This is a genomic window from Pseudoalteromonas sp. MBR-15 (genome assembly GCF_053628915.1).
The window spans coordinates 1-14,820 of record NZ_JBRJHH010000010.1 but is presented as its reverse complement, the minus strand read 5'-3'; the positions used below and the strand labels follow the sequence as shown (position 1 = coordinate 14,820).

Below are 14,820 nucleotides of genomic sequence, written 5' to 3'. Positions count from 1 at the left end.
TATGGTATGACATAGCTCGCAAAGGTTGGCATTTAATGCCAACCTTTTTTTATTCATATTTTGTAACGACTTTCATCGCAACTGCATCGCTATTTAAAACTGAATAGTTATGATGTAACAGTTCCCAAAATAGGATGTAATCCCATGAAAAAACTAACAACGTTGGCACTGGCCATGGCTGCGACACTGGCACCTTGGGCATCAGCTTACGAAACTAAAGACACGCGCTTATTGCGCTTTCCAGATATTCATAATCAACATGTTACCTTTGTGTACGGTGGTGATATTTACATTGCCGATACGCAAACAGGCGAGAGCAAACGCTTAACCGACCATATTGGCTTTGAAACTTTTCCTAAGTTTTCACCTGACGGTAAACGCATTGCCTTTGCAGCCGAGTACAATGGCAGCCGCCAAATTTATGTAATTAACAGCGATGGTTCTGGCTTAAAACAACTCACTTACTACAACGATGTTGGCCCAATGCCACCACGCGGTGGTTTTGATTATCGTGTTCTCGATTGGACACCTGATGGCAAAAATGTGGTATTTCGTGCTAACCGCACACCGTGGGGTAAACGTATGGGTCGTCCGTATATGGTGCCTGCTGACGGCGGCCTTGAGCAGCCTCTTGCTATCCCAGAAACGGGCGGCGGTATGCTTTCGCCAGATGGTAGCAAATATGTTTACACGCCAATTGACCGTGAATTTCGTACATGGAAGCGCACCCGTGGCGGTCGCGCACAAGATGTCTGGGTTTACGATTTAAAAAGCAATACCTCAGAGCAACTAACCAGTAACCGCGCTACTGATCAGCAACCAACCTGGGTTGGCGACAACATTTACTTTGTCTCTGACCGTGATTACACCCTAAACCTGTATCAATACCAAAAAGGCGCTGAGCCGAAAAAGCTAACCAATCATAAAGACTTTGACGTACTGTGGCCATCAGCTGGCCCAAATGCTGTTGTCTATGAAAATGGTGGTTACCTTTATCGCTTTGATCCAAAAACTCAAAAAAGCACTAAGCTGAGCATTAACATTGCCGGTGTGCGTCAATACGCAATGCCTTACACCAAAAATGTGAGTGGCTTTATCGACTCAATGTCGATTTCTCATGATGGTAAGCGTGCACTCTTTACTGCCCGTGGTGAGCTATTTAGCGTGCCAGTTAAGCAAGGCCCAACACGTAACTTATCTTACACAGCTAAAGGCCGCGAAATTGACGCAAGTTGGTCGCCAAATGGCCGTTATATTGCTTACATGAGCGATGAAAGCGGCGAATACGAAATTTACTTAAAAGATCGCAGCGACAACAATGCCACCAAGCAGCTAACCAGCAATGGTACTATTTGGCGCTTTACACCAATTTGGTCACCAGATAGCTCAAAACTGTTATTTGCAGATAAAAACCACACACTTTGGTGGATAGATGCAAAATCGGGTAAACAACATAAAATCGATACCAGCATCTACGATGAAGAAGGCATTCGCCAATATACTTGGTCGCCAAATAGCGAAGACATTGTGTATGTGAAAAACAATGAAAACCGCTATGCCTCACTGTGGCACTACAATATTGATAAAAAGAAAGTGACTCGCTTAACAGATGAAATGACCAATGAGCAAAACCCAACTTTCTCTCCTGATGGTCAATACCTGTACTTCAGCTCTGAGCGCGACTTTAACTTAGCCTTTAGCAGCTACGAGTTTGACTACATGTTTAATCGTGCAACGCGTATTTATGCCGCTGCCGTAAATGACAGTATCAAACCACTTATCGCACTACAAAGTGATGAAACAGCGATCGTCAGCGATAAACAAAAAGATGACGATAAGAAAAACAGTAATACCCTGCAAAGCAGCGACTTTATGCAGCGTGTAACCGCTTTAAATGCACCGGCTGGGGATTATCGCAGTTTAACGGCTGTAAAAGATGGCGTGCTAACACTGGCTAATGGCGGCCTACAATTAATAGGCACAGCTCACGACAGCGAGCTTGAAACCGTGGCTAAAGGGGTAAGCAGCTATACTATTTCGAGCAACGGTGAACACTTGTTAGTGCATGCGGGTAACGATTACAGCTTAATTGAACCAAAAGCAAAACAAGACCTAGCAGCGAATAAGCTAGATCTTAGTAACATGACCTTAAAAATTGAGCCACAAATCGAATGGCAGCAAATGTATGTTGAAGGCTGGCGTACATTACGTGATTGGTTCTACGACGAAAACCATCACGGCCAAGATTGGGACGCAATTTTAGCCAAGTATCAACCTATGGCTGATGCTATCTCACACCGTAGTGACCTAGATTACATTCTCAGTGAAATCGCAGGTGAAATTAACTCAGGCCACATTTATGTGCAGTCGGGTGATATGCCTAAAGCAGAGCGTAAAAAGCACGGTTTATTAGGTGCAAAACTTGCCAGCGATCCATCTGGATACGTAAAAATTGAGCAAATCTTCCAAGGTGAAAACTGGCATGAAGACTTCCGCTCACCACTTGGTACAACAGGGGTAAAAGCACATAACGGCGACTACATCATTGCCGTAAATGGCCGCTCAGTAAAAGACGTAGCTAACTTCTACGAATTACTAGAGAACACCCAAGGCGAGCAAGTTGAGCTAGTCCTTAACAGTAAACCGCGAAGCAAAGGTGCATGGCAAGTTACCGTTAAGCCTGTAGCCAGCGAGCAAGGTTTGCGTTATTTAGACTGGGTTAATTCTCGTGCAGCCTACGTTGACAAGCTATCAAATGGCCGTATTGGTTATGTTCACTTACCAAATACAGCCTACGAAGGTAACCGCGCCATGTTCAAAAACTACATGCCGCAAACCACCAAAGACGCCATGATTATTGATGACCGATACAATGGCGGCGGCTTTATTCCTGAGCACATGATCACCTGGCTTGCCCGTAAACCGCTTAATTATTGGAAGCGCCGTGGTGTTGAGCCAACGAAAACACCACAATTTGCTCATGATGGTCCAAAAGCCATGCTGATCAATGGTTACTCAAGTTCAGGCGGTGACGCTATTCCTTACTACTTCCGCCAAGCAGGGTTAGGTAAGCTCATTGGTACCCGCACTTGGGGTGGATTAATTGGTATTTCAGGTAATCCAAGCCTTGTCGATGGCGGCCAAGTTATCGCGGCCACATTCCGCATTTTAGATAACGATGGCAACTGGATCATCGAAAACGAAGGTGTCACCCCTGATATCAAGGTTGTTGATCGCCCAGAGCTAATCTATCAAGGTAAAGATCCATCGATAGAAAGTGCCGTAGAAGAGCTTTTAAAAGAGCTAAAAGACAACCCTAAAAAGCCACTCAACGTGCCACCAGCACCGACTGACTTTTAATACTTAACTGGTTGTTAAAAACAAAAAACCCCGCAGCAATGCGGGGTTTCTTTTAAGGCTATTAAGGTTTCTTCCAGCCACTCCAGACATCGTCTTGTTGGTTAGTTTTATTTTTCTTCTTTTTCTTACCTGTTCCCGCAGGTTTCGCTACGGGCTTATCGTTTTTAAGCGCCTGTGCAGCATCAAGGTTTGCTTTATTCACTTCAAAACCTCCCACTTGCTCTCGCTCCAAGCGTAACTTATTTTTCTTTTCGATGATTCTAAAGTGATGAAAGTCTTCATAATCAATCAGTGATAACGCTAAACCCACTTCACCAGCACGGCCACTTCGACCAATGCGATGCATGTAATCAGCGGGGCTGCGCGGTAAATTAAAGTTAATCACCACTGGCAGTTTTTCAATATCTAAACCACGGGCAGCAATATCAGTGGCAATTAGTACGTCAATTTCACCCGCTTTGAATTTCTCGATTACGCGTGTACGCTCGCTTTGGCCTTTATCGCCATGGAATACTTGTGCGCTAATACCGCGTTTTTCTAGTTTATTGGCTAAGTGCTCACAGTCTTTTTTGGCGTTCACAAAAATAAGTGCTTGGCGCCATTGCTGCTGTTTAATTAAATGCGCTAAAACGGTGGTTTTCTCGCCTTTATTTACCGTGAATACACGCTGCACCAAGGTGCTTTCATCTTTGTTTTGTAACTGAATCTCTAGCGGATTTTTTAACAGCTCTTGCGTTAATAGCATTACTTGCTCAGGGAACGTAGCTGAAAACAACATCGTTTGCTTTTTAGCAGGCATTAACGCCAACAACTCAGCAAGCTCTTCTGTAAAACCAAGGCTCAATAGTCGGTCAGCTTCATCTAGCACTAAGGTGTTTACTTTATCTAGCTTAATGGCATTGCTTGAAATTAAGTCGAGCAAACGCCCAGGGGTTGCCACAATAATATCGGCACCGCCGCGTAGTGCCTGCATTTGTGTATTAACCGACACCCCACCAAATACAGCCATCGTTTTAATCGCGCCATTAAAATAAGCAGAATACGATTTAACATTATCAGCCACTTGCGTTGCAAGCTCACGCGTAGGCACCAAAATAAGCGCCGATACATAGTTACCTTTAGCATCTCGCTTTAATGCACCCTGTGATATTTTTTGCAATATAGGTAGTGCAAACGCCGCTGTTTTACCTGAGCCCGTATTCGCTCCTGCAATTAAGTCATGTCCCGCCAAGATACTTGGAATTGCTTTTGCCTGAATAGGTGTAGGCTGGGTATATTCAAGATCAGACAATCGAGCAACTAGCTCTGGAATAAGGCCAAGTGCATTGAAATTACTAGGGTTTGAGGTCGAGGTCATAAAGGTGCGGGCTCATTACTAAAATAGCCTGCAATTTTAACGTATTTATCAGCTGTTAAGTAGAGGTGACCGCAATTTCATATGAAAGCTTTTTGTGTTTGTTAGTTACGACATCAGCTCTTTTCATTTTTAAACTGCTTATGTACCGTGTCGTAGTGTTTATTTATACAAGTTAACGATTTAATTTATCTTGTACACTGGCCAATGTGGGTCGTATGGCTAATGTTGCGTTTACATCCACCACAGGCAAATCGTAGCGCAGGGTTGACATATTTTGGCTTTCCATTCGAGTGTGTAAGCTAGCGGCTACATTCTCGTTTTCAACATTAAAATAATGCGGTTCAATGCCTTGCTTTTTCAAGCCTTGTAGTAGTTTTTGAGTATAACCACATGTGTCTCGGCTACATAGGGCTTATTATACAAAGGGGCAAGATAGGCTTTGGGCCGAAATCTTGCCAGCCCTTATAAACACAGAAACCTAGTAATATTAACAAAAGTAGTTGCTTCATCACTCATACCACCGAAGTGTTTTGTTCTGACTTTATTTTTTACTGATATCAGCAAACCAAGGCTTTATTGGCTTTTTCACTTTAGGCAATAAATCACTCAGTTTTTGGTTACATTCTTTTAAGGCGGCATCGAATGCCTCTTGCAAAGGAACAAACTTGCCCCCTTTTATCCCATGTTTCTCTAACTGCGCCTTCGCCTTCGCCGAAAACACCATATATGCCGATAAATAGGATACATTTATTATTTGAAATACATCGTACTGGCTGGCAAGGGAGGTAAGGGCAATAAACCCCGTTGGCAGTTTCACACCATCCCTGTCAAGTTGGTGTGTTGAACGATCGACATCGTAAAAAATGTGGTTGGGGTCTTGCTGAACCCCTTTTACCCACTGGCCTCGGTCAAACGCCAGATAAAAGTAGTCACGCGATGTTGGTTTTCCTTCCATATACACGTTCAAACGCATCTTGTAATGGGGTGCCAGTTTTAACCCGTCAAGTAATGCCGCTATTTTAGAAGAAAGTATATGCCCTTTGTACTCGTGATAATCAAATAATAACGGTTCTACTTTATCGAAGTTCCAAAATATTTCACTTTGACTTATCTCTTTAACATCATAAGGAAAACTAAACCGACCGGGTCTAACAGGAAGCTTAGTATCCGGCTCCAGCGCTAAAATACCAAAAGGGCAAGTCGATTGATACGGGCTCGCATAATCATTCATTAATACATAATATGTTGCTGACATTAATTTAATCTCCCACAACCATCAGAAAAACTCCCTTTCCAAATTTCATTTTTAGCTTTATTGTTTCTTTTTACTACCTATATTTTCAAGAGTATAAGTTCAATTTTTTCTCGATCATTTACTTAATACAATAGCCACATTAAAATTGGTGATCTGCTATTTTATCTTTTTAATTTACGATCAAATACACAACTATCTGATAACTCCTAGTAAATTATTAAAAAGTCACAGGCAGTACATATTACTTAAATATAAATACTATTTTCAGTCTTAATATTAGTAACTTTCCTAGATATAATATACCGCTATAAAAGGTTAAAATTCGAGCATAGCGAAAGACTTACCGTATAATCAATCAGCAATATCAGATAAAAATGAAAAAGGCAGTGTATAAAAACAAAAGTTAAGAACTTCACTGTTACTTTATGAGAAAGACAGCACCTTGTGTTCATCTTGCAAAGGGTAAATCCATTCAACATTCGCTTTAACGACTTTTGGGATCTCTCGCTCTGAAACTATCTACCAGGGGATCTGTTTTTCGTGCCAAAAACGTTTCTCGAGTTCGAGTATCTCTATTTTTCGCTGCTCTTCAAAAGTGCTGTCATAATTGGCTTATAGCGCAAAATAGGGGAGATCTCGCGAGGTTGTTTCAACAAGAAAGTCGCTTGATAGGTAATGGTTTACACCTCGAACGTTTGGGTGTTTGATACCTGCGGAAACTGCTCTTTGACTTGTAGCACATCTTGTCGCCACTCTAGCAAGTAGAACATGGATAGTTCAAGATCGGATAATAAATGGTGTGTTCGTTTGGACTTATAACCAAAAACTCGATGTACACGGCCATCGGATGGCGCATCATAAACCGTTAACCAAGGCTTGTAACTCAGATACTCGCCAGTACCGCGCCCCTCTTTAATCCACTTACGATATTGCGCCTCAGTATGGCCAATCTTCCTAGACATAATATACCGCTATAACTGATTGAAATTTCAGCATAGCGTAAGATATGTCAATAGTTCAACTCAGTCTCTATATGAAGAATGTGTTCAAGGTGATTAGATAAATATTGATTTTAACCAGAAACCAGTAACTTAGCATAAGCAAATGATTTCTTTCTTTGCTCTTGAAATAGCTCTCCTATTGACTGAGGGTCGTAAGACTCAGTGGTAATTGCCTGCACAACTTTATAGCCCTCTGAAGCACTCAATGATTTTACTGGAATATCACTAACTTTAAGAGTTGGTGTTTCAACTTTCTTATCAGACATCATCATCACCTTCTATTAGATTACCATTATGAGCTCGAAACGCTTCAACTGCCGCAAGGTATATTGCAAAAAATTTTACAACGATATTCAAAAATTGTAGATCTCTAATGTCCTCAAATTGCTCACTAGTCGCACTAGTTAAGACCAATACACCAAATGGAAGTTCACCATTACCAACATCGCCATTGTCTTTACAGCGTAATATTGGAATAGAGAAAAAACTTTTATATTTTGTCTCACCACCAGACGCATCAGAGTAATTCATCAGTTCGTTGCTTTTTGTTATATCTGGACAGATTTTAATTCGTTTGTGCAAGAATGCTAAACCAACATGACCATGTCCAGGACCCCATTCTCGATTCCTTTTCTGAAGCCTATTATCACAATCTCGCACTAAAACTTTTAACTTTTCATCACTCTTATCGTAGTGATACAACGCTATATTGTAAAGGCTTTCAGATGTATACCCGAATAGAGCTTCACGCTCCAAAGACAATAGACGAATCATCTGCTCATACCGTGATTTTATTATGTCATCGAATTTATCGACACTACAACGCGTTTTACTCAACTCCATTTCGTGTAATTCACCAACTGCTGTGTCTACAATGTTAGCTAGACAAAATATTGTAGTTGTTTGATTTGCATGTAAGTTTGATACATCTTTCAAGGCATGCAGGTGCTTTGCTAGATTATCTCGCGTCTTCTGAACTTCATTCTCTAACCCCAGTACCTCAGACACTAATGAGTATTTACGGCTATTCAAATGCTGCAAGAATGCGACTGCAAAGTGAACTGTCGCAAACATAATAAGTAAAATCCAAAATACCCAAGAAATGTTTTCATCTTTATCCAGTGTGTATAAATAAGAAATACCTATACCTATAAGAGCAGGAGCAAAGAAAGTTGTCCATATATTGGAAAAAAACAACACTCTGTTGATTAAGTCATCAGATATACTATTATTTTTCCTAGCTTTTTTTATAAACTCTTCAAAGACCATCTCTATATCTACACTTCCATGTTTCTTATTTCACGGCTTAATTAATAAACGACTTCTTTTGTGCCATAAAGAATGATCAATTGCTAGATTTTATTTAGTATGAAACTTTATTGTATGGGGTGAAACTTTATTGTTCACCCACATTTTTAAAATTCAACTAATTGATTTTACTCAACTGTCACCGATTTCGCTAGGTTGCGTGGTTGGTCTACGTCGGTGCCTTTAATCACCGCTACGTAGTATGAAAGTAACTGCAATGGAATTGTATATACAACTGGCGCAATCACGTCATCAACATGGTTTACGTTGATCACACGCATTGTTTCGTCAGATTCGAAGTGTGAATCTTTATCTGCGAATACATAAATAATACCGCCACGAGCACGTACTTCTTCTACGTTTGATTTAAGCTTTTCAAGTAGCTCGTTGTTGGGTGCTACAACAATAATTGGCATGTCGGCATCAATTAAAGCTAGCGGGCCATGTTTAAGCTCACCTGCTGCGTATGCTTCCGCGTGAATGTATGAAATTTCTTTCAGCTTAAGCGCACCTTCCATCGCGATTGGGTATTGTGAGCCACGACCTAAGAATAGTGAGTGATGCTTGTCGGCAAATTCTTCTGCTAACTCTTCAATGCCATCCGCTAATAACAATGCTTCTTCAAGCTTGTTAGGGAGTGTTTTAATTGCATTGACAATCGCACGTTGGTCAAGGCCTTTTTCTTGCGCAATAGACGCTGTTAGCATTAGTAAGCCAACAAGTTGTGTTGTGAAGGCTTTCGTTGATGCAACGCCAATTTCGGCACCCGCTTTCGTCATAAAGGCTAAATCAGATTCACGTACTAAAGATGAACCTGGTACGTTACAGATGGTCATCGATGCCATGTAACCTTGCTGTTTAGCTAATCGCAATGCAGCTAGGGTATCAGCTGTTTCACCTGACTGAGAAATTGTGACTAATAAGCTATTTTCATGCACAAATGATTCGCGGTAACGGAACTCAGATGCAATCTCAACGTTACAACTCACACCCGCAAACTGTTCAAGCCAGTAACGAGCCACCATTCCTGAGTGATAAGACGTACCACAGGCAATAATTTGCACGTGTTTTACATCTTTAAAGATTTGCTGGGCACTGTCGCCAAAGGCATCAATCGCTACAGTGTCATTAACAAGGCGGCCTTCAAGTGTATTACGAACCGCAAGTGGCTGTTCGTAAATTTCTTTCAGCATGTAATGGCGATATTCGCCTTTACCTGATGCATCTTGGGTGATGTTTGATTCAATCACTTCACGCTCTACAGCTTCGCCATTCGCATCAAAAATTTCCACGCTATCACGGGTAATACGCGCTACATCACCTTCTTCAAGGTAAATAAAGCTGCGTGTAACAGGTAGTAAGGCAAGTTGGTCAGATGCAATAAAGTTCTCACCAAGACCTAAACCAATCACCAGTGGGCTACCTGAGCGCGCTACGATGATTTCGTTGTCGTTCGCTTTATCGAAAACAACAGTACCAAATGCACCTTCAAACTGCTTAACTGCAGCTTGTACTGCTGCTAATAGCGTGTCATGTTGCTGACGTAACTGGTGAATAAGGTGCACCATTACTTCGGTATCAGTTTCTGATAAAAACTCATACCCATCGCCTTTTAACGCTTCACGCAGGCTGGCATGGTTTTCAATAATACCATTATGAACAAGGGCAATTTCGCTTTTTGAAATATGCGGGTGCGCATTGGCCTCTGTTACACCACCATGCGTTGCCCAACGCGTATGTGCAATACCGGTAGTGCCATTAACAGCGGCATCATTAAGTGCAGCTTCTAAGTTTGCAACCTTACCCACTGCTTTAACTGTGTTTAGTTCATTACCTTTAAGTAAAGCCACACCTGCTGAGTCATAGCCACGGTATTCAAGGCGCTTTAAGCCTTCAACAAGAATTTTATTTACTGGGCGTTCTGCAACAGCCCCAACGATTCCACACATAATCTCTCCTTTTGCACATGCCAAAGTGTCTCACTTTGGGCAGTATGTGTTGTCATAAAATTTATGTAATAAGGTGTTGTCGGTCTTATTACGGGTTATTCAATGTCTGCACAAATCAGCTGTACACCACATTTTCTTATCGCCTCGCGTTTCTCTTCGCTAAGGTTGTTGTCTGTGATAAGTGTGGTAATTTGCTGCCAAGGCAGTTCTAAATTCGGTATTTTTCGGCCTATTTTATCTGACTCAACAAGAACAACGACTTCACGAGCCGATTCAGCCATTACCTGGCTAAGGCCCACTAATTCATTAAAGGTCGTTGTGCCTCTATCTACATCAATGCCATCGGCACCAATAAACAGTTGGTCAAAGTCATAAGAGCGCAAAACGTTCTCTGCAACTTGGCCTTGAAACGATTCTGAATGTGGATCCCAAGTGCCGCCGGTCATCAATAATGTCGGTTCGTTTTCCAGCGCTAATAAACGGTTAGCGACTTTAATGGCGTTTGTCATTACTACTAGGCCACGTTTACTTGCAAGCTCAGGGATCATGGCAGCCGTTGTGCGACCACTGTCTATGATCACTCTGTTATGATCTTTAATAAGGCCCGCAGCCGCTTTAGCGATTGCTATTTTACGTACTGAGTCTACTTCATCACTCACAATCTCTTGCGGTAATGCAATAGCCCCACCATAGCGGCGCAGTAATAAGCCACTTTTCTCAAGCGCTGTTAAATCTTTACGAATGGTCACTTCGGAGGTTTGAAACTGCTCAGCCAGCGCTTCAACGGCTACTTCGCCAAGTTCATTAACCTGACTTAATATTGTATGACGACGTTGTTGAGTGTTTCGTTTTGTCATTAACCTGATCACATAAGTTTCGTTTCGAAAGTTACGGGATTTTAAACGAAACAATATAAATGGCAAGTGAATGTTTTATAACCCCACTAAGTTTATTTTGATCTCTGACTTTTACGCGATAAGCTATCTTTAGAATTTACTAAGACTGATCACCATGAAAGAGTTTAATAGCCTAGATAACCCCCTGATTGAACAGCGTAAAAACGCACATGAGATTTGCCGTTTATTTGCCAAAAGTCCCAGTAAAGGCAATTTAAAACGACTAAAAGGCATGTTTGCTCAGTGTGGTGAACAGGTCGTTATTGAAGCGGGTTTTCATTGTGATTATGGCAGTGGTATTAAAATAGGAGATCGAACCTTCATAAATATTAACTGTACAATACTTGATGCGCCGCTATCTGATGCGCAAATTACCATAGGCAATGACTGCTTAATTGGCCCTAATGTGCAAATTCTTGCAGTATCGCATGCAGTAACCCCTACTGAGCGTTTAGCTAAAGCTAATTTTGCAGCCCCGATTTGCATTGGCAACAATGTATGGATTGGTGCTGGCGCGATTATACTTGCAGGTATTAAAGTTGCTGATAATGCCGTAGTTGGCGCAGGGGCAATAGTAACTAAAGATGTCGCGGCAAATACCCTAGTAGCAGGTAACCCCGCAGTGAAGATTAAAGACCTTTAAAAATTACAATATAGCGATATTAAATTGAGCACACATTGTCGGCTAACCTGCCAATTTAGAACATTTTCTTACAATTAGAACTCACCAAGATTGATATTATTGTACCCATTACAGTTAATGGATTAAATTCAATATGAAATATCTCGGCTTAGCACTTTTTGCACCACTTGCCTTAATTCCTTCTACAAGCTTTGCAGGGGTTTATGACAACCCTAATATAAACCTGTTTGTGAAGTCAGAACGTAATAGCACTGATTCAATCACCTCGGCAGGTGTCGAATTTATGGCTAAAAATAACAACAGCAATTTTGGCGCAGCATTGACAACAGCGCTTGGGTCAGCTGAAGTGTTTACTAAAAAAGGTGATCGGGAGACATTTTTAACCCTCGACACTGGCATAAAATTTGGCTATTTCAGTGACTTTTTTGTCTATGGCGAAGTGGGCTTAGATTTAATTGAGCTTGCTTTCTACGACGACCGAAAAGACCATGACTATAACGACCGCTTCGATGACGATAACAATAGTATCGATGGCTATGTGGGTGTTGGTATAGGCGTGGACTCTAAGCCATTCAGAATAGAGATCTATGCCAGAGCCCGAGAAATAGACAGCCGCTATTGGGAGGCACAAAACCATGGTTATGCTGGGTTACAAGTTAGTATTTCGTTTTAATTTCAATTGGGTGAGTGAGTTAGCACGTTGTTAATCTAATGGTCATTTTTAGCTCACCCTATGTTAAGCTTAGGCGCTTTAGTTTACCCGCACCTAAGTTAACGGAGTATTTTAATACGTGTTTTTAAATCGATTTTTAGGCCTTGTTGTTTGTCTTATTGTAACAGGCTGTCAGACTGCCCCTGAGTCTCTTACTGAAAAGAAGCCCATAATTAAGGCAAATCCAGATACTGTGGTTACAGAATCTAAAACAGAACAAGTAGATGCGGTGCCACCGCTAAAACCAAGTGAACTTGAAGATGTGTGGCAGCGTATTCGCGTTCAACTGCAGTTTAGCGATTCAAGTCATCCTGATGTACAAAAGCGCATTGCTTGGTACCTTACTCATCCGAATTATATGGAAGAAATAAGCCGCCGTGCAGCGCCGTATTTGTATCATATCGTCACAGAAGTAGAAAACCGTGAATTACCCATAGAACTTGCCCTAATGCCGCTTATAGAGAGCGATTTTGATGCCAGTGCCTATTCGCACAAGCATGCATCGGGTTTATGGCAACTTACTCCTTCAATCGCCAAATACTTTAAAGTAAAAATTACCCCTTGGTATGATGGTCGCCAAGATGTGATTGACAGCACACGTGCAGCTCTCGATTTTATGGAGTATCTTTATAAACGCTTTGATGGCGATTGGTATCATGCTATTGCTGCCTACAATATCGGTGAGGGGCGAGTGTTACAAGCCATTGCTCGTAATCAGAAGCAAGGGAAACCAACCGATTTTTTCAGCTTAAAACTGCCATCACAAACTCGTCAATATGTGCCCAAGTTGCTCGCTGCGGCACAGTTGCTTAAACATCAAAAAATGGTCTTTCCGTCGATTAAAAATGAAGAAGCAATTAGCATCTTGCCTGTGTCAGGGGCTGTGATCTTAGCTGACAAAGCAAAATGGCAAGAACTCGAAGAGTTAAACCATGGCGTAATTCGCTACCCTGCAGTAATAGATGCGCCACATATTGTGGTACCAAAAGATCAACAGTCGACTTTTAAAACACTGTTAGCAAATCAGAAAAGTAATGATTACAGCCAGTGGCAACATTACACCGTAAAACGCGGCGATAGCTTAAGCGTAATAGCAAAACGTTATAAAGTGACTGTCAGCCAGCTTAAAACCTTTAATAGCTTAAAAACGAACACTATTCGCGTAGGTCAAAAACTCATATTACCGCAATTAGCTGATCAACAAATTGAGTACAAAGTAAGATCTGGCGACAGCTTATGGAAAATAGCAAAGCAATACAAAGTCAGCATAACAAAACTAAAGCAATGGAATAACCTTTCTAGGGATAGTCTAAGAGTAGGCGAAAAGCTCACCGTATTTATCTCAAATAGTTAATACCAAATCAGGGAGTTTTACTCCCTGTCTCTTTTATATATCCAATTAAAGTTGTATCTTTAGTAGTCTATAAAAATAACAATGACAAAGTCATGGATAATCAACAAAAGGACGTCACCGAATCAACTCTTGAGACACATCAGCAAGAGGCAAGCGATGAACACCAACCAAAATCAACCACGGTAAGTACTAAACCCGACGACTCTAAACAGCCTAAAGCCTGGTTTACCAATGAGCGCCTAAACCTCTTTCTCGCACTGTGTGCCATTATTATTTCAGCAGCGTCTTTTTATGCCACATACCTGCAAGCAAATGCCGCAGAACGACAAGTAAAAGCCGCCACATGGCCTTGGCTTGAAGTTATGACGGGGAATTTTGATGAAGAAAAAAATCTACCTAAAATCACCTTTGCACTCACTAATTCAGGATCAGGACCTGCGATAGTAAAGTATGTGAAGTATCACTATAACGACCAATCATATTTAGATATCTATAAAGTAATTTCTGCATGCTGTTTTGATACACAAGCATATGAAACACAGCTACAAACTCTGCAAGATGATTCTCCCGACATAAATATTTTCGAAGCATTTGGCTGGATTATGACGAGTGCCAGTGATAACCGGTTGCTGGCATCTGGCAGCAAACTTAAACTTTTTGGTTTCAAGCGAACGGGATTTAATGAAACTCAATGGGACAAAGTAAACAAGCAACGTAATAGCATCAAAACCGAGATCTGCTATTGCTCTTTACTAGAACAATGCTACCTAAGCGATGGCCGCGCAGATGTAAAAGAAATAGAACAGTGTGATATATCAAGTAATTCGCCAGAGACAGCGCTGTGAATGTCAGGGGTTATGTATGAAGGGCATATCAGACACTTTCGGCACTAATACCATTCCGCTTAAATATCTGATCTAATATAGGCTATATAAAATCACCGGTTAATAACATTGAACCCAAATATATCTGAACAACTTTTGGC

12 protein-coding genes are annotated in these 14,820 nt (G+C 41.3%); 5 read left to right on the top strand and 7 right to left on the bottom strand.

Features of this window, described 5'->3' with window-relative positions; translation table 11 throughout:
* Positions 1–144: 144 nt before the first annotated feature.
* Positions 145–3,360 (top strand): S41 family peptidase, encoded by a 3,216-nt coding sequence (locus tag ACSSVW_RS14035; protein WP_454179527.1) that lies wholly within the window; start codon positions 145–147, stop codon positions 3,358–3,360.
* Positions 3,361–3,421: 61 nt separating this feature from the next.
* Here ACSSVW_RS14035 and ACSSVW_RS14030 read toward each other — a convergent pair whose 3' ends face one another.
* From ACSSVW_RS14030 to ACSSVW_RS14000, 7 genes are all read right to left on the bottom strand, one after another.
* Entirely contained in the window at positions 3,422–4,717 is a 1,296-nt protein-coding gene (locus ACSSVW_RS14030) for a DEAD/DEAH box helicase (protein ID WP_454179526.1), read from the bottom strand.
* 541 nt (positions 4,718–5,258) lie between these two features.
* Entirely contained in the window at positions 5,259–5,972 is a 714-nt protein-coding gene (locus ACSSVW_RS14025; RefSeq protein ID WP_454179525.1) for an Imm43 family immunity protein, read from the bottom strand.
* Positions 5,973–6,652: 680 nt separating this feature from the next.
* Positions 6,653–6,934, bottom strand: a complete 282-nt coding sequence (locus ACSSVW_RS14020; RefSeq protein WP_454179524.1) for a hypothetical protein — start codon at positions 6,932–6,934, stop codon at positions 6,653–6,655.
* A gap of 110 nt (positions 6,935–7,044) precedes the next feature.
* Positions 7,045–7,239, bottom strand: a complete 195-nt coding sequence (locus ACSSVW_RS14015) for a hypothetical protein (RefSeq protein ID WP_064666659.1) — start codon at positions 7,237–7,239, stop codon at positions 7,045–7,047.
* Complete coding sequence (locus ACSSVW_RS14010; protein WP_454179523.1) at positions 7,232–8,242, bottom strand: hypothetical protein; 1,011 nt, start codon at positions 8,240–8,242, stop codon at positions 7,232–7,234. Before ACSSVW_RS14010 ends, ACSSVW_RS14015 begins: the two co-directional genes overlap by 8 nt.
* 167 nt (positions 8,243–8,409) lie before the next feature.
* Positions 8,410–10,230, bottom strand: a complete 1,821-nt coding sequence (gene glmS / locus ACSSVW_RS14005) for a glutamine--fructose-6-phosphate transaminase (isomerizing) (RefSeq protein WP_182395886.1) — start codon at positions 10,228–10,230, stop codon at positions 8,410–8,412.
* 95 nt (positions 10,231–10,325) lie between these two features.
* Complete coding sequence (locus ACSSVW_RS14000) at positions 10,326–11,087, bottom strand: DeoR/GlpR family DNA-binding transcription regulator (protein ID WP_065979512.1); 762 nt, start codon at positions 11,085–11,087, stop codon at positions 10,326–10,328.
* A gap of 154 nt (positions 11,088–11,241) precedes the next feature.
* Here ACSSVW_RS14000 and ACSSVW_RS13995 point away from each other — a divergent pair, with 154 nt between their 5' ends.
* The 4 genes from ACSSVW_RS13995 (at position 11,242) to ACSSVW_RS13980 (ending at position 14,680) form a co-directional block, all read left to right on the top strand.
* On the top strand, positions 11,242–11,769 hold the full coding sequence (locus ACSSVW_RS13995; RefSeq protein ID WP_454179522.1) for a sugar O-acetyltransferase: 528 nt from the start codon (positions 11,242–11,244) through the stop codon (positions 11,767–11,769).
* Between the two features lie 133 nt (positions 11,770–11,902).
* The gene (locus ACSSVW_RS13990) at positions 11,903–12,442 is read left to right on the top strand and encodes a hypothetical protein (RefSeq protein ID WP_036973642.1); all 540 of its coding nucleotides are present in this window, start codon (positions 11,903–11,905) and stop codon (positions 12,440–12,442) included.
* Between the two features lie 118 nt (positions 12,443–12,560).
* Positions 12,561–13,835 carry a LysM peptidoglycan-binding domain-containing protein gene (locus ACSSVW_RS13985; protein ID WP_454179521.1) on the top strand — a complete coding sequence of 425 codons (1,275 nt, stop codon included), beginning with the start codon at positions 12,561–12,563 and terminating at the stop codon, positions 13,833–13,835.
* A 92-nt stretch (positions 13,836–13,927) separates the two neighbouring features.
* Positions 13,928–14,680: a hypothetical protein gene (locus ACSSVW_RS13980; RefSeq protein WP_454179520.1), complete on the top strand. Its 753-nt coding sequence runs from the start codon at positions 13,928–13,930 to the stop codon at positions 14,678–14,680.
* Positions 14,681–14,820 lie beyond the last annotated feature (140 nt).

Excerpts from the sequence above, each read along its gene's own strand:
- ACSSVW_RS13980 (WP_454179520.1), top strand. The coding sequence starts at position 13,928 with ATGGATAATCAACAAAAGGACGTCACCGAATCAACTCTTGAGACACAT.
- ACSSVW_RS14000 (WP_065979512.1), bottom strand. The coding sequence starts at position 11,087 with ATGACAAAACGAAACACTCAACAACGTCGTCATACAATATTAAGTCAG.
- ACSSVW_RS14020 (WP_454179524.1), bottom strand. The coding sequence starts at position 6,934 with ATGTCTAGGAAGATTGGCCATACTGAGGCGCAATATCGTAAGTGGATT.
- ACSSVW_RS13990 (WP_036973642.1), top strand. The coding sequence starts at position 11,903 with ATGAAATATCTCGGCTTAGCACTTTTTGCACCACTTGCCTTAATTCCT.
- ACSSVW_RS13995 (WP_454179522.1), top strand. The coding sequence starts at position 11,242 with ATGAAAGAGTTTAATAGCCTAGATAACCCCCTGATTGAACAGCGTAAA.
- ACSSVW_RS14015 (WP_064666659.1), bottom strand. The coding sequence starts at position 7,239 with ATGTCTGATAAGAAAGTTGAAACACCAACTCTTAAAGTTAGTGATATT.
- ACSSVW_RS14010 (WP_454179523.1), bottom strand. The coding sequence starts at position 8,242 with ATGGTCTTTGAAGAGTTTATAAAAAAAGCTAGGAAAAATAATAGTATA.
- glmS (WP_182395886.1), bottom strand. The coding sequence starts at position 10,230 with ATGTGTGGAATCGTTGGGGCTGTTGCAGAACGCCCAGTAAATAAAATT.
- ACSSVW_RS14035 (WP_454179527.1), top strand. The coding sequence starts at position 145 with ATGAAAAAACTAACAACGTTGGCACTGGCCATGGCTGCGACACTGGCA.
- ACSSVW_RS14025 (WP_454179525.1), bottom strand. The coding sequence starts at position 5,972 with ATGTCAGCAACATATTATGTATTAATGAATGATTATGCGAGCCCGTAT.
- ACSSVW_RS14030 (WP_454179526.1), bottom strand. The coding sequence starts at position 4,717 with ATGACCTCGACCTCAAACCCTAGTAATTTCAATGCACTTGGCCTTATT.